Below are 19,230 nucleotides of genomic sequence, written 5' to 3'. Positions count from 1 at the left end.
CTCTCTTGTTTCGTAGCCGAACCGCGCCATCACAGTCCGTTGGCGCGGAATTTCCCATCGAGGAATTTCTTGGCGCGCGGCACGTCGTCTTCCGAAAGATGCTCGATGATGACCGGCATGTTCGGGTGCTTTTCGGCCAGCCGCTTGAGATAAAGGTCGTAGTTCAGCGAACCGAGGCCGGGCGCCGGCAGCTCGATCTCACCGACGCCGCGGAAAGTGTGGCTCTCCAGCGCGTCCTCGTCGCCAATGTCTGCGTGCTTCTCCGACTTGTCGCCGCCGGAACGCTTGACGTCCTTGGCGTGGGCGATCTTGATCTTGTCGGTCAGCGTGTCGAACACCTGGTTCAGGATCTGATCCATCCGGTCGATATTGTGGGTTTCGAAATAGTTGGTCGGGTCCATCAACAGGCCGAGGCCTGGGTGGTCGACCTGCGCGAACATCCTCACCGTCTCCTCGACCGAGCCGACGACATTGTTGACATAGGTTTCGAGCAGGAAGACCGCGCCGTGGTCATAGGCCGTCTGGGCAAGGTCGGCGATGACCTTGCGGCATTCCTCGAACCCTTCCTCGGTCTTGTTCTTCGGGTGATGCACCCAGTCGGATTCGGTGTTGTAGGTACCCGTTTCCGAGATCACGTAAGGGGTGCCGAAATGGCGCGCGTTGCGGATGATCTCCTTCAAATAGCCGACGCGCCTCTCGCGCTCGCCCATATCCGGATGGATGATGTTGGTGTAGCCCGACACACAGCAGATCGGCAGATTGTGGTCGCGGAACGTATCGCGGACGGTCTTGGCCCTGTCCTTGGTGATCTGCCCGGACGACAGGTCGATATCCCTGAAATGCAGGTCGAGCTGCACGGTGTTGAAATCGAGCGCACGGATCTTCTGCGCGGTTTCCTTGAGGCCATACGGGAAATAACCCGTGAAAATACCTGCCTGCATCATGGTGTGAATTCCTCCCTGTAAGTGATTCAGTCAGTTGATATTTCGGAAAGCTTGACCGTCCGGCCTTTGTCGATCGAGCGGTAGCCGGCTTCGACCAGCGCCATGGTCTTGACATTGTCCGCGACGGACAGCGCTGGCGGCTCGCCCGTCTTAACCGCGTGCTGAAGCTGCTCCATGACGCCGATGAAAGCATGCGGGAACCACATCGTGTCCCAGCTGGGTGTCACCCATTGACCATCGGTGGTCTCGGTCGAGGCGTAGGTCAGCGTCGACGCAGCGCCCGTCGGCCAGCCGATGGTGCCTTTGGCGACACCCTTGGTGCCGTCGACGCGCCAGTTGATGTGCTGGTCGTCCTGGTAGCCCTCCTGGCGCGGACCGGACCAGACATCCTCCAGCGATACGGCGAGCACGCCGGACGGGAACCGCAGCGTCGACACGATGATGCCGTCCGAATGATCAAAGCGGGTGCGCGGATCCTTGCGGGTCAGGGTGGTGATCTCCAGGGGATCGCCGAACAGGAAGCGCAGTACGTCGAGATGGTGGACGCTCATATTGGCGAGCGTCAGCCGGTCATAGTCCTCGAGGAAGGTCTGCCAGTGCGGGATCGCATGCATGTCGATCTGGGCGAAGACGATGTCGCCGAGCGCGCCGCTGTCGATGATCTGCTTCAAGACGCGCATCGACTGGTCGTAACGCATGTTCTGGTTGACCGAGAGGATCTTGCCGGCCTTGGCCGCCTCGTCGCGCAGTTTGACGGCTTCATCGAGCGACAGCGCCAGTGGCTTCTGCGCCAGGATCGCCTTGATATGTGCTTGGTTCAGCGCATGGCGGATCAGCGCCGGCTGCTGGTCCGGCGGAAAGGCAAGATCGATGATCTCGACGTTCTTGTCCTCGATGAGTTGTTCCGGCGTGTTATGGACGGTCGGGATATCCCAGCGCTTGGCGACCTTCTCGGCGCTGGCCTTGGTGCGCGAGGCGATCGCCACCACCGGAAAACCGGCTTCCTTGTAGGCGGCAAGGTGACATTCGGCCATGATCATACCGGCGCCGACGCAGCCGATCCTGTATTCCCTGGTGCGGACTTTAACGTCCGGCTCGAAGCCGTTGCCCGCTATTTCTTCGCTTGCCATATGTTCCTCCCGAAGCTCGTTTCTTGCAGCCGCCGTCATCTTGCCAGCGCTTCCCCGCTTTGCCCGAAATAATGCACCCTGCCCGGCTCGCAGGATATCGCCACCATCGCGTCCGGCCTGATGTCCGGCTGGCCGCGCAACAGCGCCCGCAGGCGCGCCTGCCCGGCGGCGAGCGTCACCACGGTGTAGCCGCCGAGCGGCTCGACCTCGAACACTCGCGCCGGGCGGCCCGCGCCCCCGTCCGAGATTCCATCCGACCAGGCCTTGACCTTGATGTCTTCCGGCCTGAGCCCGATCTCGACGGCATCGGCCGGCGCCGCCTTGTCCGCGATGCGGATCGTGCCTTCGGCCGCCTCCACGCCTTCCGCGCCGTGCACCGACTTCAATATGTTCATCATCGGCGAGCCGAGCAGCCGCGCCACATAGGTGCTGGCCGGCCGGTCATAGATCTCGGCCGGCGCGCCGATCTGCCTGATCTTGCCGCTCTCCAGTATGGCCATGCGGTCGGCGACCGACATCGCCTCTTCCTGGTCGTGCGTGACATAGATCAGCGTCTTGCCGAGCTCGCGCTGGATGCGCTTGAGCTCGACGCGCGTCTCCTCGCGCAGCCGGGCGTCGAGCGCCGAGATCGGATCGTCCATCAAATAGGCAGCCGGATCACGCACCAGCGCGCGGGCGATCGCGACGCGCTGCCGCTCACCGCCGGAAAGCTGCGCCGGCGGTTTGTGCAGGATATGTCTGATATGCAGCTTGGCCGCGACATCGGCGACGCGTTTTTCGATCTCGGCTTCTGCCACCTTCCGCTCGACCAAAGGAAAACGGATGTTGTCGCGCGCGCTCATATGCGGGAACAGCGCCAGATTCTGGAACACCATGGCGACATTGCGCTCCGCCGGCGACACCGTGTTGACCGGCTTGCCGCCAATCAGGATCTCGCCCGTGTCCGGGGTTTCCAGCCCGAGCACCAGACGGAGTATCGTCGACTTGCCCGACAGCGGCGGCCCGAAGAAGCAGAAGAACTCGTTGTCGTTGACCGCGAACGAGGCATCGTCGACAGCCAGCGTGCCGCCATAGCGTTTTGTCACATTACGGAAAACGATATCGGCCATCTCAACCTGCTCTCAACGCAAGGCCGGTAGCGGCGTCGAAGACGCGCACCGCCTCCGCCGCAGGCGCGACGACGGCTGTCTGCCCGATCGCCAGCCCGACATCATTGTCGAACACCGCCTTCACCGCGGTCTCTCCCTCGCCAAGATGGATGATGGTGCGCGCGCCGATCCGCTCGACGAAACTCACCGGCATGCAGAGGCCACGGCCGCTTTCGGCCAGCGTCACCTGCTCCGGTCGAAAGCCATAAAACACCTCGCCGCGCATCCGGCTGGCGGCATCGGCGATCTCGACCGGCAGCGGCGGCGTCGCCCCGAGTGGGCCAAGATCGACGACCAGGCCACGGTCACTTTCCGCCAACCAGCCCTTGAGCAGGTTCATGCCCGGCGCACCGATGAAGCGGGCGACGAAGACGTTGGCCGGGTTGTTGTAGACTTCCAGTGGCGTGCCGACCTGCTGCAGCACGCCGTGGTCCATCACCGCGATGCGGTCGGCCATGGTCATCGCTTCGAGCTGATCGTGGGTGACGTAGACCATGGTCTGCCGGAACTGCCGCTGCAGTTGCTTCAATTCGGTCCGCATCACCGCCCGGAAGGCGGCGTCGACATTGGACAGTGGCTCGTCGAGCAGGAAGATCGCCGGCTCCATGATCGCCGAACGGCCAATCGCCACCCGCTGCAATATGTTGACCGAAAGCCGGTCGGCCTTGCGGTCGAGCAGCGGCGTCAGCTGCAGCATCTCGGCAATGGCGCCGACGCGGCGGTCGATCTCGGCCTTTGGTGCGCCGCGCATTTTCGGGCCGTAGGCGAGGTTCTGCCGCACGCTCATATGAGTGAAGATCGCATAGTTCTGGAAGACGAAGCCGACGCCGCGCCGCCCCATCGGCACGCCGGCCATGTCGCGTTCGCCGAACAGGATCTTGCCGCTGGTCGGCTCTTCCATGCCGGCGATCATGTTCATCGTCGTCGACTTGCCGCAGCCGGACGGCCCGAGCAGCGCCATGAACTCGCCGTCGGCAATGGCCAGATCCATCGTCTGCAGCGCAGTGAAGTCGCCAAATTTCTTGACAAGGTTTTGCAGATGGATCGTGCTCATGCCGCCACCTCGCGTACCCGGGCCATGCGTTTCATGGCAAACACAGCGGCGATGGACAGCACGATCAATATGGCCAGCGCGATTGCCGCCACATAGCTCCAGATCAGGTCCTGCGTGGTGAGCTTGTAGATGTAAACGGAGATGGTTTCGGTAGCGACCCCGGGACCGCCGCCGGTCATGATGTAGAGGGTGTCGAATATTTTGAAGTTCTCGATCACCCGGATCGCCAGCGCAATGATGATGATCGTCTTCATCTTCGGCAGCACGATGGTGACGAAGCGCTGCCAGGGGTTGGCGCCGAGCAGCGTCGCCGCCTTGATCTGGTCCTCCGGCACGCCGACCAGGCCGGCAAGCAGGATCAGGAACATTAGCGGCGTCCACTGCCAGATGTCGGCGACCATCACCGCGATCAGCGCCAGCGTCGGATCCGAGAGCCAGGCGATGGTGACGGGAAAGCCTGACATCGCCGACAGGATGTCGTTGACCGGGCCGCCCGACTGAAACAGCATGAAGAACATGTAGCCGGCCACCGCCGGCACCACCATCATCGGCATCAAGAGGATCGAATAGAAGATCCGCTTGCCGGGAAACTCGTCGGCAAACAGCGTCGCCAGCGCGAGGCCGAGCAGGAACTCCGCCGGCACGCAGACGATCATGACGATGGCCGTGCGCTTCAGCGCGCTCCAGAAGCGCGCGTCCGCGGCAAGGTCGGTGTAATTGGCGAAACTGTTCCACATCGACCAGGCATTCCACCAGCCGGTGCCCGACAGCGGCGACCAGTCGGTCAGGCTGATGTAGAGCTGCATCAGCAGCGGGAAGACGGCGATGAACAGCACCAGGATCTGCGCCGGCAGGGTCAGCCGGAATCCGAGCCGCGCGCCCTCGTCCGGCAACACCGACGCCGCCTTGGAGGCTTGCATGTCGCCCTCCGAAATCGTGGCTGTCACCGAGCTCATTGCTTGAGCGCCCCGAAGGTCAGCCCGCGCACCAGATGACGCTGGATGGCGATGCCCATGATCACCGGCGGCACCGCGGCGATCAGGCCGAGAGCTGCCTTGGCGCCGTAGAGCTGTCCGGTCATCGAGGAGGACAGCGAGGCCATGTAGACCGGGACCGTGACCCATTCGCGCGTCGTCAGAAGCAGCGCAATCAGATAGTCCGACCAGTTGAGGATGAAGACGAACAGCGCGGCACTGGCCAGCGGCGCCCGCATCATCGGCAGCGTGATGCGGGTGAAGACGCGCCACCGCGAACAGCCCTCGACCAGTGCCGCCTCCTCGATCTCGCGCGGCATGTCGTCGAAGAAGGTCTTCATCAGCCAGAAGGCGAAAGGCAGCGTGACGATGCCGTAGATCAGCGACAGCCCCCACCAGCTGTCGGTGAAGTTGAGGAAGGCCCACATGATCATCACCGGGGTCATGACCGCCATCGGCGGAAACAGGCGAAGCTGGATCAGCGCCAGCGGCAGGTTCTGGCCCGAGTTGAAGCGCGACAGCCCGTAGGCCGCCGCTGTGCCCGCCGACATGGCGATCGCCGTGCCGAACGTGGCCGACAGCAGCGACGACAGGATCGGCTTCAAAGCTGTGCGGTCGAGCGCGACGATAAGATTGTTGGTCGATTCACCGAAGACGAAGCGGAAATTGCTGAGTGTCGGGTTCTTCGGCCACCAGGTCAGGTCGGCGCCGGTCGCCGACCATTCGGCGATCGGCTTGAACGCCATCGACATCATCCACAGGATCGGCACCAGCGTCACCGCCATTGCCGCAAAGATCGCGGCATAGCGGAATATCTCGAAAGGAACTGAACGCTTCATCTTGCGGCTTTGCTGGGTCCTTCGTTATCGAGGGGAAGAGCAATCACTCCTCCCCTCTTTGGTAAGATCCGGGAGGATCAGGCGATCGGATCGAGAACGGTGGGCCAGGCCTCCTTGTTGGTCTTGATGGCTTCGAGAAGCTTCTCCTCGCCGGTGCGGCGGGCAATCTTCTTCCACTCGGCCTCGGTGTCGGCCATCGCCTGCTCTGCTGTCTTGGCCTTGGTCAGCGCGGCGACGAGGTTCTCGTCCAGCGCATTGTGGAAGGCGGTGGCGCCGGGATAGTTGATGGTGGGCACGGTGCGGGCGACCGTCTCGCGCACCACGTCCATGTGGTAAGCATGATAGGTCTGGCGGACCAGCGGATCGGAGAAATCCGACAGCCGGAACGGATCGAAGTAACCGCCCGGGTTGGCGGTCATCCACGCATAGATGCGACTAGATCCCAGCCATTGCAGGAACAGGTAGCAGGCCTCCGGGTTCTTGGCCTGCGAAGACACCGACGCCGACAGATTGAGCCACAGCACCGAACGGCTGACCAGCTTGCCGTCGATCTCGCGGCCGGGCGGCAGCATCGAGCCGATCTTGCCGGTGACAGCTGAATCCTTGTTGCCGGCATTATCGAGGAATTTCGGCAGATTGGAGAAGGCGCAGGTCATGGCCGCACCGCCCTTTGCGAAATTGCCGTACTGCTCCGGCCAGCCCCAGGAGATCGCATCCGGCGAATGGTGCGCAAGCGACGCGATGTACTCGCTGGTCGCCGCAATACCTTGCTCCGAATTGATCAGCGGCTTGCCGGTATCGTCGAACAAGAACTGATTGGGCGAAGCCATTGAGACATAACGCTGATACCAGTTGGTATAGCCCCAGCCCTGGTTGCGCAGATCGGTCGAGCCGAACAGGCCCTTGTCCGGGCGCTGGAAGAAGGCTGCGATCTCGTCATGCTGCTTCCAGGTCTTCGGCGCCGCCAGTTCATAGTCGTATTTGTCGGAGAAGGCCTTCTTCTCGGCTGCGTCGCCGAACAGATCGGTGCGGTAGACCCAGGTCTGGAAGTCGCCATCCAGCGACACGCCATAGGTCGAGCCGCGATACTGATTGAGCAGCGAGACGCCCTTGGCGCCATTGACATAGCCGCGCTCGGGATCGTCCCATTCCGGCTTGTACTGCGCGACGAAGTCGTCGAGCTTGAGGATGCCCCCGGTTTCGGCGAGGTCGCCAAGACGGTTCCATTCGACCGCGTAGATGTCATACGCCCCACCCTTGGTGGAGATGTCCTGCATCGTCTTGGTGAATTCCTGGCCATTCGGCACACCGACGATCTCGAGCGGAATACCGGTTTCCTTCTCCCAGAGATCCTTGATCGACGGCGCACCGGCCGGAAACGGCTGTGTCAATTGGCCGATCGAACCATCGGACAGGCCAAGCACGATCTTGGCCGGCGCCTTGCCGGCGCCCTTCATCGCCTTGGCCGCCTCAATGGCGCGGCCCTCGGGCGTGTCGGCGCCATATTGATAGCGCTCCGAGCCGTCGAAGCCCGTCGGGCCACCGATCATGCCGGGCGCCAGGGCATCGGCCGCATAGGCACGGCTTGGGCGAATGAATTTCGGTGCGATACCTGCGGCAGCAACAAGGACTGCCGCCTTTCCACCGGACGCCAGCAAACGGCGCCGCGACACGCGGATCAAATTCGACATTGGAACTCCTCCCTCAGGGCCTTGTTCCTCCACGGCCCTTATGATGGATATTGACGGCACTATACGAAGCCTGTCAACATCATAAATAATCAAGACGCCTCATAACATCTCATGGGAGGGGACGAATGGCGTGTATCAAGGCACTCACACTGAAGCCGGTGCTTGAATTTGAGGGAGCCAGGCTGCCCACCTCCCCGCTTTGGTCCGTTTCGGCATTTTGGTGTAGCGCGGCAGCTTGCGTATCGGCCAAGGCTGGTTACATCATTTCCCATCAGAATCGCGGCTGGCGATGAAGCTGCCGCTTCGACAGCGGACCCATGAAATGCGTAATCTCGATGCGCCCTTGGCGCATTTTGGAATGAGGTGATCGACAGTGCGGTCCACCCTGACAGACATAGCCCGGGAAGCCGGCGTTTCCGCCGCCACGGTCGACCGTGTGCTCAACAACCGCGCCGGGGTCAGGGCGCGCACCCGCGAGGTCGTGCTCGAAACGGCGCAACGGCTTGGCTATATCGCTGAAAATTCGAATAATCCGAACTCGCGCAACGCGATACCTGGTGAGGTTATACGGCTCGATTTCGCCCTGCCCGCCGGCACCAATTCCTTCATCAAGATGCTGCACCGCCAGATCGAGGCGCAGGCGCAGTCGCGGCCGGACCTCGACGTCCGCGTCGCCACTATCGAAGGCTTCAATCCGGACCGGCTTGCCCGGCTGCTGCAGGAACTGCACGGACAGACGCAAGGCGTCGGTGTGATCGCACTCGACCATCCGACGGTGCGCGAGGCGATCCGCTCGCTTTCGGCCAGCGGGGTCAAGGTCGTTACCATCGCTTCCGACATCCTGCATGTGCCGCGGGTCGCCTATATCGGCATCGACAACCGCGCCGCCGGCCGGCTCGCCGGCTACCTGCTCAACCGCTTCATGGGTGCAGGGCGTCCGGGCAAGGTCGCGCTGTTCGCCGGTTCGCTCTCCTACCGCGGCCACGAAGAGCGCGAGATGGGCTTCCGCCACATACTGACGGAAGAATCGCCCAATCTGCAGATCGTCGAGATGCGCGAAATGCTCGACGATCGGGAAAAGGCCTATTCGGAGGCTTCCGCCCTGCTGGACCGGCACCCGGACCTGGCCGCCATCTACAATGTCGGCGCCGGCAACACCGGCATCGCCCGCGCGCTACGGGAACGCGGGCGTGCACTGTCGACGGTCTTTCTCGGCCATGAAGTAACGGAAGGCACCAAGGAGCTTTTGCTCGACGGCACGCTCGACGCGGTCATCGACCAGAACCCGCGCGTCGAAGCCCGCGAAGCGCTCAACACCTTGACCCATGCGGTCAGGGGATTGCCTTACGAACTGCACCAGCCAAGGCTGCAGGTGATCTTCAGGGAAAGCATCCCGGAGATCTGAACGGAAGCTTGGGGCAGATGGGGCGCGAGTACCCACTGAACATGACGTCATAAAGTTCATGACTTAGTCGGCGTCTGCTGTCTCCGAATACAGCGCCTGCGCCAGGTCGCGGACTGCATCGGCGGTGCGCGGGCCAAAGCCGACCATATAGGCGCCGTCCAATACGATCAGCGCCTTTGCCTTCGCCGCCGGCGTGGCGCTCAGCGCGCGCGTGGCGAACACCTGCTCGGCGGTGGGTCCGCCCTTGCCGTCGCTCATCATCAGGATGACGTCGGGCGCCATTTCGATCAGCTTCTCCTCCGACGCTGCCTTGTAACCCTGCATTACGGCCATCGATTGATGCCGCCGGCATAGCGGATGATCGCGTCGGCCGCAGTGCCCGCACCGGCAGCACTCAGCCGCACGAGGCCGTGGAAGAACACCACCTTCTTGCGGCGCTCGGCCGGCATTTTCGCGGCCAGGTCGGCAGCGGCCTGGAAGGCGTCGAGCACTTGCCTTGAAACCTTCCTGCCCTTGTCCTCGAGGTGGAGCGAGGCAGCGATCAACGTAATCTTGTGGTCGATGCCTTGAGGACTGTTGTCTTCCGGGACAAGAACAATCGGGATCGCCAGCGATTTGAGCACTTCGATCGCCTCCGGCGGCCCACTGTCTTCGGCCGCCAGGATCAGGTCCGGGCGAAGCGCGACCAAGCCTTCGGCGGACAACTGCGCCGGTAGCCGACATTGGGCTTTTGCGCGACGGAAGCGGGATATTTGCTGCCGCGATCGACGGCGATGATCCGCTCGCCGGCACCCAGCGCATCGACGATCTCGGTAACATCGGAACCGAGTGTCAGGATCCTGGTTCCCGGACCGGTCGCGACGGTGCGCCCCGATGCATCGACAATCGTCTCGGCGGCCAGCGCCTTGAAGCCGCAAGACGGCGCAAGAGCAGAAAGCGCCAGCATCAGCACCGCCACCATCCCGCCCAATTGAAACCAGCGCGTCTGCCTCCACCGTCTACCGCTGCAGACCCCGCCGTTTCGCTGCTCCATTTTAGATAATTCGGTCATGGTCGCGGCCTGTAAAATTAAGTTGACTATTATCATCATGTTTTAATAAGTAGCCCTGCCCGGCCCGCGTGTCGAGGCTTCTCCATCATGCCAGCCAGGGCCAACGGCCGCCGCCAGCAATCTTTGCTTTTCCGGGGCTGCACGCATGAAACTGACAAGCAACAAAACCTTGATGGCGTGCACCGCGCTCGCCTTCGCGCTCGGCCTGTGTGCCGCGCCGCCCGCCGCAGCACAGGAGCCGGAGAAGAAGGGCGCCGCCGCCAAGGCCGACCGGCCGGTCAAGCCGCCCCAGCAGGCCAGGACTGGGCAGAACGAGCCGACCGTGCTCGACCTGATCACCATCTCGGCGACGATGATCAAGACGGCGATCATCGAATCGATGGCCGCCATCAGCGCCGTCGATCAGGAAGAACTCGAACGCATCCAGCCAGACACCGCCGCCGACATGTTCCGCACCACGCCCGGCGTTGCCGCCTCGATGAACGGCGACGATCCGGCGACCGCCATCAACATTCGCGGCCTCGAACAATATGGCCGCGTGGTGGTGACGCTCGACGGCGCCCGCCAGGATTACTGGCGCGTCGGCCACGGCTCGGGCTCATTCTATGTCGAGCCGGAACTGATCAAGGAAGCGACCGTCATTCGCGGCCCGGTCTCGAATGCCTATGGTTCGGGCGGCATCGGCGGCGTCGTCTCCTTCGAAACCAGGGATGCCGGCGATTTCCTCAAGCAGGAGGAACGCTGGGCGCTGAGCGAAAAGCTGGGCTATGAGGGTAATGGCGACGGCTTCACCACCAGCACCACCGGTGCCTACCGTTTCAGCGACGACGCCGACATCATCGGCAACGTCATTTACCGCGACCGCGACAGCTACACCGATGGCAATGGCGACACCGTGCCATGGACCGGAGAGAGCATCACCAGCGGCTATGTGAAGGCGACCCTGCGGCCCGCCGACGGCCACGAGCTCAAGCTCGGCGCGATCCTTCAGCGCTACAGCGACCAGGTCACCGGATCGAGCGGCTCGACCTCGCCGACGCTGAGCCGCTACGACACCGACACGACCAACCAGACCTACACGGCTGGCTATACGTGGAGGCCGGACGACAACGAGCTGGTCGACCTCAGTGTCAACGCCTACCACAACCGCACGCGCGCCGAGCAGACGCAGGTCTGGCCGGCAACGGCGATCGGCAACTTCCGCTACTACGACGTCGCCACGAGCGGCTTCAACCTGAAGAACTCCTCACGCTTCGATGCCTGGGAGATCGCTCACACCCTCACCTACGGCCTCGATTACTACTATCTGAAGGCTTCGTCGGACGCCGCGCATTTCGGCGCCGGCGAACAGCAGGGCTATGGTGGCTTCCTGCAATGGCAGGGCGACTATGAGAACCGGCTGCAGCTCATCGCCGCCATGCGCTATGACGGCTATCAACTCGACGGTGAGACAAAGACCGTGCCGCCGGCGGAAGCCTCGATTTCCGGCGACCGCTGGTCGCCGCGCCTCACCGTCGGGTTAACGCCATTGGAAGGTTTCCAGCTTTACGGCACCTATTCGGAAGGCTACCGGGCGCCGGGCCTGCAGGACGTCTACCGCGGCGGCGGCGCGCATGGCGGCGGCGACAGCTACCAGCCCAACCTGCTTCTGCAGCCCGAAACGGCGAAGAACTGGGAAGCCGGGATCAATCTTAGATATGACGATGTGCTGGCCGCGGGTGACCTGTTTCGTGCCAAGGTCAACGTCTTCCACACCGCCGTCGAAGATTATATCGACGTCGACCTCACTGTGTTGCCGCGCACGGCGATCAACATCGGCGACGCACGGCTGAAGGGCATCGAGGCCGAGGCCGTCTACGACTATGGCTGGGGTTTCGTGAACCTCGCCGGCGCCCTGATCGACGCCAAGGTCGTCAGCGGCGTTTACTCCGGCCAGGCGCTGAACAACACGCCGCTCGACCGCTTCTCGGCGACCGTCGGTTTCCGCATGCTGGAGGACCAGTTCACCGTCGGTGCGCAATATCTCAGCGTCGGCAAGATCACCCGGACAAGCCGCACCAACCCCGACGCGCCGCCCGTGGTCGATGAAGGCTTCGACCTGGTCAACGTCTTTGCCAACTGGCGCATCAATGACCATGCCAAGCTCGATTTCGGCGTCGATAACGTCTTCAACACCGCCTACACCGACCCGCAAAGCGCCTGGTCGACGACGGCGGCAACGGAACAGGGCAAGGGCCGCACCTTCAAGGTGGCGCTCACAGGCAGGATCGGAGGTTGAGAATGAGGCAAGCATCAGCGAGCGGACTGGCCTGCGAAGCGCGCTTGAACCTGCGCAACCTGCCGCATTACATCGACCGCATCAGCGACAGGCTGCAAAGCTTCGATGCCGATGCCTCGCGCGAGGGGCAGCGGCTCGACTTCCGCTTCGCCTTCGGCGACGCGTCCCTTGACATGGAGCGGCTGGTGATGCGGGCCAACGCCGCCGACCGCGATGGGCTGGCCCGCATCAAGGACCTGCTGGCTACCGCTGTCGAAGTCTATGCCAAGGAGGAAAAACCCGAGATCGTCTGGACCGGCGATCTCGCCGAAGAAATCCGCCTTGCGCAGTTCCGTGAGATGGTCGTCACCCAGGTCGACGGCCTGACCCCGCATATGCGCCGCATCCGCTTCGCCGGCGACGATCTGGCGCGCTTCGCAAAATTCGGCGGCATGCATATCCGCATGCTGTTCCCGACCAGGGATGTCCCCGATCCGCTCTGGCCCGTGCTTGGCAGCAATGGCTTGCCGGCCTGGCCCTCGGACGACAGGCGCCCGGTAGCGCGTGTTTATACCATCCGAGCCCTCGACGTCGAAAAGGGCATTATCGACGTCGACTTCCTGATCCATTCCGGCGACAGCGTCGGCGCCCGCTGGGCCATGCAGGCGGCGCCTGGCATGAAGATCGGCGTCATGGGGCCGGTCGGCCGTCCAGTACGACCGGCGTCATGGTATCTCATGGGCGCCGATGAAACCGGCCTGCCGGCGCTGGCCCGCATGCTGGAGACGCTGCCCGCCGAGACCAAAGGCGTGGCCTTCATAGAGATCGCGGACGATGGCGAACGGCAGGCCATCGACAACGCGACCGGTATCGAGCTGCATTGGCTGCCGAGAGACGGCGTGCCGGCCGGGCTCGACGACAGGCTGGCGCGCGCCATCCGGTCGGTCGCATGGCCGACCGGTTCGGCATTCGGCTGGTTCGCGGCCGAAGCAGCCGCCGCCAGGACGGTGCGCGAACACTGGCGCGGCACGCTGACGCTCGGCCGCAACGAAACACTGGCCGCAGCCTACTGGCGGCGGGGCGCGGCAGGACTGATGGCCGGCTAGATCTTGCTCACCATCGCTTGGGCATCTTCGCCCAGACCGATTGCGATCCGGTCGCCGGAGACAATGCCTGATATCTCGCAGACGACCAGCGGCATGCTGATTTCGTAGAGGAATTCGGCAACGATGGCGCCGACGGCAAGGATCGGGTCCGGCCGCTCCAGGATAATGCCGGCCGGCGCCGTGCCCCTGCGGATAGCTTCGGCCAGAACCGAAGACGAGGACGACGACCCCCGCCCGCTCGGCATCACCAGGATCTTGCCGGCGATGTTGCCGCCGAGGTTCGGGTGCGAATGGTCGATGATGTCGCCCGTTTCGACGTCGATTCCGCCCCAGAAGCTGAGCGCCTGCGAAAGCACCAGCGCCGGGCCTTGTGCCGAGCCGGCAAGGTGGAATGTACCTGTTCTGTCCGGCCCCCTCATGGCGCGCCTCGCACGACGCGGCCGGCAGCAGCCGAGCGGACGCAGTCCTCCATGTCACCGAAGGCCACCGAGACACCGATATTGCCAGGTGCGTAATGCGCCCATTTGCCCGAATTGGTCATCACCACACCGTCGAGCCGCTCGATGATCGTGGTGACGTAAGTGCAGGTGTCGGCGACCGGAACGAGGCCGAATGCTCCCATGCCGGCCAGTGCGCCTTCGTCCTGCAGCCGCGCCAGGGTGGCACGCCCTGTGTTGACATAGATCGGAACGCCTCTGCCCGGCGCGACCTCGCGCAGCAACGGCAACAGGCGCATCCATTCCTCGTAGGAGAAATGCGGCGTGCCTAACGAGACGGCGGCAAGCAGCACACCGTCGGGGACGCTCGATAGCCTGGCCAGAGCATGGTCGATGTCGGCGCAGCTGATACGGATTTTTTGCTCCGGCACCAGGCCGTGCAACGCCTCATCGCGGGTCTTCGCCTCCGGTGTGATGCCGACGGCATGAAATAGCGCCACCGCGCCCGTCGTTGCCGCCGCCGCCCCCAGCGCCTTCAGTTGGTCCTCGTCGCGCGGCGGCGGCAGGCCCGATATCACCGGAATGCGGTCGCCACTCCTTTGCCCGACGATCAGCCCGACGCCGACAAACAGGGCGTCGGTAGGCTCGAGGCCGCCAGTCAGCTCGAACAGTACCTGGCCACGCCGGTTTTCGATCAGGTGCAACCCCCAGGCTGGCGCGCGCCCGGTGATTGCGCAGCACAAATCGATAAAATCGCCATAGCGGTTGGTCCGCGCACCGATCACCGAATTGGCAAAGACGATGGCGTTGGATTCACCCCAGGCAATCTGCTCGCCAAACCCTGGCCGAAACCGCGTCTGATAGGGCGCGCAGGTGAAAGTCGCCTGGCAGCCGAGTTCCAGATGCGCCTTCATCAGACGGCGCGCCGGCACTTCTTCCGCGGCTGTCATCTTCACCAGTCCAGGATGGATCAGATCGAACGAGCCGACATTCAGCGTCGTTGGCACTCGAACGCGGCCGCCGCCCTCGATCAGCCTTTCGACGAAATCGAGGCTGGCCTGGCCGTGATAGAGGCAGCCGTCGATATGGGCACCGGCAATGTCCAGCAATTTGCGCGCGTCGACCGCCTTCGCGAAGGCGACCAGGATCTTCATGGCGGCAGCCGCTGCCGAGCCTTGCTCGCCATGCAGCATCGACTGGTCGCCCGCATTCAATTCAAGGGGCATCGAGCATTCCGCTTCGGAGTTTGCCCGACCATGCTTTCCCCGATTGCCGACCGCCTGGCAAGACTGAAGGATTGGATCTGCTAGCTCGCGTCGATCAGCACCGTACTCTCGGACGACCAGCGCAGCACCACCTGTTGTCCTTCCGCCAGCTTTTCGATGCCGGTGTTCTGCACGATGACCTTGATTGTCTGGCCATCGCGATCGACAAAATATGTGCTGTTGTTGCCGGCGAAGATACGCTTGGAGACCCGCCCCGTGAGCATGTTGGCATGGGCTCGGTCCGGAACGCCGGCATTGGTGGCGATGCGGATTCGTTCGGGCCGCACGGCGCAGCTCGCCTTCATGCCGGCGACAAGCGTAGCCCCCGCGCCTGCGGCAATCCCCGTTCCGTCAGGCAGCCGGATGCCCGTACCAGTGGCGTTGCCGCGAAGGATGTTGGCGTCGCCCAGGAAGGTGGCGGCAAACTCACTCTTCGGCCGATCGTAGATCTCCTCGGGCGGGCCTTCCTGCACCAGCTTGCCATCGCGCAGAATGCCGATGCGGTCGCTCATCGTCAGCGCTTCTTCCTGGTCGTGGGTGACGAAGATCGTGGTGATGCCGATCTCGCGCTGAATACGCTTCAATTCGATTTGCATGTCCACGCGCAGCGCCTTGTCGAGCGCGCCGAGCGGCTCGTCGAGGAGAAGCACGCGCGGCGTGGTGACGATCGCGCGAGCGAGCGCCACCCGTTGGCGCTGGCCGCCGGAGAGCTGGTGCGGCCGGCGACCACCGAGCGTGCCGAGTTGCACGAGGTCGAGTGCGCGCTGCACCTCGCTGGCAATCACCGCCTTGGGCTCGCCGCGCACCGACAGTCCGAAGGCGACATTGTCGGAGACGCTCATATTGGGAAAGAGCGCGTAGTTCTGGAACACCATGCCGATGCGCCGCTTCTCCACCGGCACCCGCTCAACACTTTCGCCGCCTATGGAGATGCGACCAGAGTCGGGAAAGTCGAAGCCTGCGATCTGGCGCAGCAGCGTGGTCTTGCCGCTGCCGGAGGGACCGAGCAGGGCGTAGAAGCCGCCGTCGGCGAAATCGATCGAGACATCGTCCAGCGCCTTGTGCGCGCCAAAACTGCGCGACACATTCGATACCTGCACGCCCGCCATTATTTCTCTCCGCCGAATTTGAAGAAGCGCGCCGTCAGCAGCATCAGCGCCATTGACACAACAATGATGATCGTCGAGACAGCATTGATCTCGGGCGTGAAACCCTTGCGGATCGCCGCGTAGATTTCGACCGGCAGCGTCGTTTGGCCGGGCGTCGACAGAAAGTAGGAGACGACGAACTGGTCGAAGGACACGGCGAAGGCGAACAGCCCGCCGGCAATGACGCCCGGCATGATCCAGGGCAGCGTGACGCGGTTCGTCACCTGCCATTGATTGGCGCCGAGCGAGCGCGCCGCCTCTTCGAGCTCCGGCGCAAATGTCTGCAGCCGGGCCGAGACGACGACGATGACATAGGGCAGCGCCAACGCCACGTGGCCGAGCAGGATGGCATGCAGCCCGCGGCCGATGCCAACGCCGAAAAAGAAAATCAGCATCGCCGTGCCAGTGATCAGCCACGGTATAGCGATCGGCGGAAACAGCAGCGCCTGCAGGAATTTCTTACCGCGGAAGTCGTAGCGATAGAGCCCTAGCGACGCCGCGGTGCCGAGCGCGGTGCAGATGATGGTAGTGATGACGGCGATCTCGACGCTGTTTCGCGTGGCCGCGATCAGCTGATTGTTCTGCCAGAGCGAGGCATACCATTCCGTCGTCCACTCGAACGGCAGTTGGTAAAAGGGCGAGACGTTGAATGACATCAGCGCCATGATGATGATGGGCAGGTACAGGAAGGCGAGCAGCATCAGAATGTAGACCCGGCCGAGCCATTCCAGGATTCGGGTCGTCGCCACTAAGCGGCCCTCCGCAGCACCGGCGAAGTAACCGCCAGGATGACCAGCACCACAGCCAGCAGGATGAAGGACAGTGCGGCACCCAGCGGCCAGTTGAACACGGCAACGAACTGGTCCTCGATGACAGTGCCGTAGAAGGTGCCGGTGCGGCCGCCGAGGATGCGCGGTTCCATGAACGAGCCAACGACCGGCACGAAGATGAGTACTGCGCCCGCCACTAGCCCCGGCATCGACAGCGGAATGATGACCCGCTTCAGCACCTGCAGCCGCGAGGCGCCGAGCGAGCGCCCAGCCTCGATCAGCGAGTCATCGATGGCCTGCAGGGTCAGATAGCAGGTCAGCACCATGTAAGGCACGTAGGAGTGCACCAGCCCGATGATGACGGCCGGATAGGAATACATGAGATCAATGTTGATCTTGAACGGCAGCACGGCGTTGAGCGCTGTGTCGAGAATGCCCCCTTCACGCAGCACCATCGCCCACGAGAAGATGCGCACCAGCCCGTTCGACCAGAACGGCAGGATGACGAGCAGGAAAATCGCCTCGCGGCTGCGGCCTTTCAGCACCTTGGCCAGCACGTAAGCGGCGGGATAACCGATGACGATGCACCACAGCGTCACCTCGAGGCCGAGGCGCAGCGAGGCCACCAGCAATGTCAGGTAAAGGCTTTGTGAAAAGAAGGCGGCATAGTTTTCGAGCGTGAATGCCCACGGCTTTCCCGATAGCGGCAGATCGGTCATGAAGGAGAAGAAGACCATGGCCGAGAGCGGCAGGAAAATTGCAACCGTCAGCCAGAGATAGGCAGGCGCCAACAGCGGCAAGGCCGATCTCAGCCCGCTGCGCGACGCGGCTGCGATCTGTACTGCCATGACATCTCCTCCCAGGATAGGAAGGATCAGCCGACATTGATGGTCGGCTGATCGCGGCTTCTGCTGTTACTTCACGTCGACCTTGAGCTGCTGCCAGAGCGCCAGATAGGTCTCGCGCTGCGCGTCAGTAATCGGCGCCTGGAACTGGATGCGCTTGGCGACTGCCGGGTCGCCCATCACCTTGCGGTTGAAGGAACCCTCTGGCAGCGCTTCGACCGCCTTGGTGTTGGCCGACACCGGCGCGCCGACCTTGGTAACCCATTCGACATAGAACTTTGGGTCGATCATGTAGTTGATGAAGGCTTGCGCCCCGGCGACGTTCTTGGAACCGACCGGAATGGAAAAGGCGTCAAGCCAGGCGACGGCACCCTCCTGGGGAATGACCAGCGAGACCGGCAGCTTGAAATGCGTCTTGGCGCGGTCGGCCGAGCCGCTCCAATAGGTGCCGATGTCGATCTGGTTGGAGGCAACCATCTGGTTCCAGTCGTTCTCCGAGCTCCAGAACGTCTTGATCTGCGGCATCAGCGAGGTCAGCTTCGCCTTGACCGCCTCCATGTCCTTGACGTCGTTGATGTTCTGGCCGGTAGCGATGGCGCCGAACTGCACGGCCTCGACGGCATCGTCACGGATGGTAACGCGGCCCTTGTGGGCGGGATCCCACATTTCGGCGATGCTGGTCGGCGGCTTGTCGAATGACTTGTCGTTGATGGCGAGCGCCGTCAGCCCCCAAACCCACGGCACCCCATAGACCTTGCCGTCATGGACAAGCATCGATGATCCGGCCTTGTCCTTGCTGATGTCGGCATAGTTCGCCAGCTTGGACGTGTCGATCGGCTGAATGAGCTTTTCCGCCATCGCCTGATCGTTGAAGGCGGCATTGATCATGACGACATCGTAAAGGCCGGGATTGGTCCTGAGCTTGGTCAGCATTTCCTGTTCGGAATTGAAGAAGTCGTTGACGACCTTGTTGCCGGTTGCCTTTTCGAAGGCGGCTATGGCCCAGGGCTCGTCGGCGCCATAGCCCTTCCAGTTGAGTACGTGCACCTCGTCGGCCCTGGCGGCCAGCGTAAGCGCCGAAGCGAAGACAGCGGTTGCCGTCAGAAAAGCAGTCAGTTTGGGCATGCGCATGTTCGTTCCTCTCATTGTTGCCCGGTTGGCGGGCT

19 protein-coding genes are annotated in these 19,230 nt (G+C 63.0%); 3 read left to right on the top strand and 16 right to left on the bottom strand.

The window, feature by feature from the left end; all coding sequences use genetic code 11:
• Positions 1–29: 29 nt before the first annotated feature.
• From NKH89_RS10550 to NKH89_RS10520, 7 genes are all read right to left on the bottom strand, one after another.
• The gene (locus tag NKH89_RS10550; RefSeq protein ID WP_352908819.1) at positions 30–944 is read right to left on the bottom strand and encodes a sugar phosphate isomerase/epimerase family protein; all 915 of its coding nucleotides are present in this window, start codon (positions 942–944) and stop codon (positions 30–32) included.
• Positions 945–970: 26 nt separating this feature from the next.
• Positions 971–2,074 carry a Gfo/Idh/MocA family protein gene (locus NKH89_RS10545; protein ID WP_352481597.1) on the bottom strand — a complete coding sequence of 368 codons (1,104 nt, stop codon included), beginning with the start codon at positions 2,072–2,074 and terminating at the stop codon, positions 971–973.
• 35 nt (positions 2,075–2,109) lie between these two features.
• Positions 2,110–3,183, bottom strand: a complete 1,074-nt coding sequence (locus tag NKH89_RS10540; protein WP_352481598.1) for an ABC transporter ATP-binding protein — start codon at positions 3,181–3,183, stop codon at positions 2,110–2,112.
• Between the two features lies 1 nt (position 3,184).
• Positions 3,185–4,276: an ABC transporter ATP-binding protein gene (locus NKH89_RS10535; protein WP_352481599.1), complete on the bottom strand. Its 1,092-nt coding sequence runs from the start codon at positions 4,274–4,276 to the stop codon at positions 3,185–3,187.
• Complete coding sequence (locus tag NKH89_RS10530; protein WP_352481600.1) at positions 4,273–5,232, bottom strand: carbohydrate ABC transporter permease; 960 nt, start codon at positions 5,230–5,232, stop codon at positions 4,273–4,275. Before NKH89_RS10530 ends, NKH89_RS10535 begins: the two co-directional genes overlap by 4 nt.
• Positions 5,229–6,089 (bottom strand): carbohydrate ABC transporter permease, encoded by an 861-nt coding sequence (locus tag NKH89_RS10525; protein ID WP_023721285.1) that lies wholly within the window; start codon positions 6,087–6,089, stop codon positions 5,229–5,231. The genes NKH89_RS10530 and NKH89_RS10525 overlap by 4 nt, the downstream gene beginning before the upstream one ends.
• 77 nt (positions 6,090–6,166) lie before the next feature.
• Positions 6,167–7,780: an extracellular solute-binding protein gene (locus tag NKH89_RS10520; protein WP_352481602.1), complete on the bottom strand. Its 1,614-nt coding sequence runs from the start codon at positions 7,778–7,780 to the stop codon at positions 6,167–6,169.
• A gap of 373 nt (positions 7,781–8,153) precedes the next feature.
• Here NKH89_RS10520 and NKH89_RS10515 point away from each other — a divergent pair, with 373 nt between their 5' ends.
• The gene (locus NKH89_RS10515; protein WP_023721287.1) at positions 8,154–9,185 is read left to right on the top strand and encodes a LacI family DNA-binding transcriptional regulator; all 1,032 of its coding nucleotides are present in this window, start codon (positions 8,154–8,156) and stop codon (positions 9,183–9,185) included.
• Between the two features lie 63 nt (positions 9,186–9,248).
• On the opposite strand, the gene NKH89_RS10510 is transcribed toward NKH89_RS10515, so the two are convergent.
• From NKH89_RS10510 to NKH89_RS10500, 3 genes are read right to left on the bottom strand one after another with little or no spacing between them, the layout of a single operon-like run.
• Positions 9,249–9,518: a hypothetical protein gene (locus NKH89_RS10510; protein ID WP_352481603.1), complete on the bottom strand. Its 270-nt coding sequence runs from the start codon at positions 9,516–9,518 to the stop codon at positions 9,249–9,251.
• Positions 9,509–9,874 (bottom strand): ABC transporter substrate-binding protein, encoded by a 366-nt coding sequence (locus tag NKH89_RS10505; protein ID WP_352481604.1) that lies wholly within the window; start codon positions 9,872–9,874, stop codon positions 9,509–9,511. Before NKH89_RS10505 ends, NKH89_RS10510 begins: the two co-directional genes overlap by 10 nt.
• Positions 9,850–10,131: a hypothetical protein gene (locus NKH89_RS10500; RefSeq protein ID WP_352481605.1), complete on the bottom strand. Its 282-nt coding sequence runs from the start codon at positions 10,129–10,131 to the stop codon at positions 9,850–9,852. Before NKH89_RS10500 ends, NKH89_RS10505 begins: the two co-directional genes overlap by 25 nt.
• 250 nt (positions 10,132–10,381) lie before the next feature.
• On the opposite strand from NKH89_RS10500, the gene NKH89_RS10495 reads away from it, so the two are divergent.
• Together NKH89_RS10495 and NKH89_RS10490 are read left to right on the top strand one after the other, a co-directional pair.
• Complete coding sequence (locus NKH89_RS10495; RefSeq protein ID WP_352908817.1) at positions 10,382–12,514, top strand: TonB-dependent hemoglobin/transferrin/lactoferrin family receptor; 2,133 nt, start codon at positions 10,382–10,384, stop codon at positions 12,512–12,514.
• Positions 12,515–12,516: 2 nt separating this feature from the next.
• Positions 12,517–13,599 carry an SIP domain-containing protein gene (locus NKH89_RS10490; protein ID WP_352788649.1) on the top strand — a complete coding sequence of 361 codons (1,083 nt, stop codon included), beginning with the start codon at positions 12,517–12,519 and terminating at the stop codon, positions 13,597–13,599.
• Here the strand turns inward: NKH89_RS10490 and NKH89_RS10485 are convergent.
• From NKH89_RS10485 to NKH89_RS10460, 6 genes are all read right to left on the bottom strand, one after another.
• Entirely contained in the window at positions 13,596–14,018 is a 423-nt protein-coding gene (locus NKH89_RS10485) for an aconitase X swivel domain-containing protein (protein ID WP_352641248.1), read from the bottom strand. The genes NKH89_RS10490 and NKH89_RS10485 overlap by 4 nt on opposite strands.
• Complete coding sequence (locus NKH89_RS10480) at positions 14,015–15,262, bottom strand: aconitase X (RefSeq protein ID WP_352496039.1); 1,248 nt, start codon at positions 15,260–15,262, stop codon at positions 14,015–14,017. The genes NKH89_RS10485 and NKH89_RS10480 overlap by 4 nt, the downstream gene beginning before the upstream one ends.
• Positions 15,263–15,342: 80 nt before the next feature.
• On the bottom strand, positions 15,343–16,410 hold the full coding sequence (locus NKH89_RS10475) for an ABC transporter ATP-binding protein (RefSeq protein ID WP_352481610.1): 1,068 nt from the start codon (positions 16,408–16,410) through the stop codon (positions 15,343–15,345).
• Positions 16,410–17,198, bottom strand: coding sequence for an ABC transporter permease (locus NKH89_RS10470; protein ID WP_031194613.1), 789 nt, complete (start codon positions 17,196–17,198; stop codon positions 16,410–16,412). Before NKH89_RS10470 ends, NKH89_RS10475 begins: the two co-directional genes overlap by 1 nt.
• Positions 17,198–18,067: an ABC transporter permease gene (locus tag NKH89_RS10465; RefSeq protein WP_352481611.1), complete on the bottom strand. Its 870-nt coding sequence runs from the start codon at positions 18,065–18,067 to the stop codon at positions 17,198–17,200. The genes NKH89_RS10470 and NKH89_RS10465 overlap by 1 nt, the downstream gene beginning before the upstream one ends.
• A gap of 66 nt (positions 18,068–18,133) precedes the next feature.
• The gene (locus tag NKH89_RS10460) at positions 18,134–19,195 is read right to left on the bottom strand and encodes an ABC transporter substrate-binding protein (protein WP_352481612.1); all 1,062 of its coding nucleotides are present in this window, start codon (positions 19,193–19,195) and stop codon (positions 18,134–18,136) included.
• Positions 19,196–19,230: the final 35 nt, after the last annotated feature.

Source organism: Mesorhizobium sp. M0923 (assembly GCF_040319365.1).
Taxonomy (GTDB): domain Bacteria; phylum Pseudomonadota; class Alphaproteobacteria; order Rhizobiales; family Rhizobiaceae; genus Mesorhizobium.
Note: the sequence above shows the minus strand (reverse complement) of the source record. Positions and strands in the feature narration are given on the sequence as shown.

Coding starts and splice junctions, on each gene's coding strand:
- NKH89_RS10550 (WP_352908819.1), bottom strand. CDS start 944: ATGATGCAGGCAGGTATTTTCACGGGTTATTTCCCGTATGGCCTCAAG.
- NKH89_RS10545 (WP_352481597.1), bottom strand. CDS start 2,074: ATGGCAAGCGAAGAAATAGCGGGCAACGGCTTCGAGCCGGACGTTAAA.
- NKH89_RS10540 (WP_352481598.1), bottom strand. CDS start 3,183: ATGGCCGATATCGTTTTCCGTAATGTGACAAAACGCTATGGCGGCACG.
- NKH89_RS10535 (WP_352481599.1), bottom strand. CDS start 4,276: ATGAGCACGATCCATCTGCAAAACCTTGTCAAGAAATTTGGCGACTTC.
- NKH89_RS10530 (WP_352481600.1), bottom strand. CDS start 5,232: ATGAGCTCGGTGACAGCCACGATTTCGGAGGGCGACATGCAAGCCTCC.
- NKH89_RS10525 (WP_023721285.1), bottom strand. CDS start 6,089: ATGAAGCGTTCAGTTCCTTTCGAGATATTCCGCTATGCCGCGATCTTT.
- NKH89_RS10520 (WP_352481602.1), bottom strand. CDS start 7,780: ATGTCGAATTTGATCCGCGTGTCGCGGCGCCGTTTGCTGGCGTCCGGT.
- NKH89_RS10510 (WP_352481603.1), bottom strand. CDS start 9,518: ATGGCCGTAATGCAGGGTTACAAGGCAGCGTCGGAGGAGAAGCTGATC.
- NKH89_RS10500 (WP_352481605.1), bottom strand. CDS start 10,131: ATGCTGGCGCTTTCTGCTCTTGCGCCGTCTTGCGGCTTCAAGGCGCTG.
- NKH89_RS10495 (WP_352908817.1), top strand. CDS start 10,382: ATGAAACTGACAAGCAACAAAACCTTGATGGCGTGCACCGCGCTCGCC.
- NKH89_RS10490 (WP_352788649.1), top strand. CDS start 12,517: ATGAGGCAAGCATCAGCGAGCGGACTGGCCTGCGAAGCGCGCTTGAAC.
- NKH89_RS10485 (WP_352641248.1), bottom strand. CDS start 14,018: ATGAGGGGGCCGGACAGAACAGGTACATTCCACCTTGCCGGCTCGGCA.
- NKH89_RS10480 (WP_352496039.1), bottom strand. CDS start 15,262: ATGCCCCTTGAATTGAATGCGGGCGACCAGTCGATGCTGCATGGCGAG.
- NKH89_RS10475 (WP_352481610.1), bottom strand. CDS start 16,410: ATGGCGGGCGTGCAGGTATCGAATGTGTCGCGCAGTTTTGGCGCGCAC.
- NKH89_RS10465 (WP_352481611.1), bottom strand. CDS start 18,067: ATGGCAGTACAGATCGCAGCCGCGTCGCGCAGCGGGCTGAGATCGGCC.
- NKH89_RS10460 (WP_352481612.1), bottom strand. CDS start 19,195: ATGCGCATGCCCAAACTGACTGCTTTTCTGACGGCAACCGCTGTCTTC.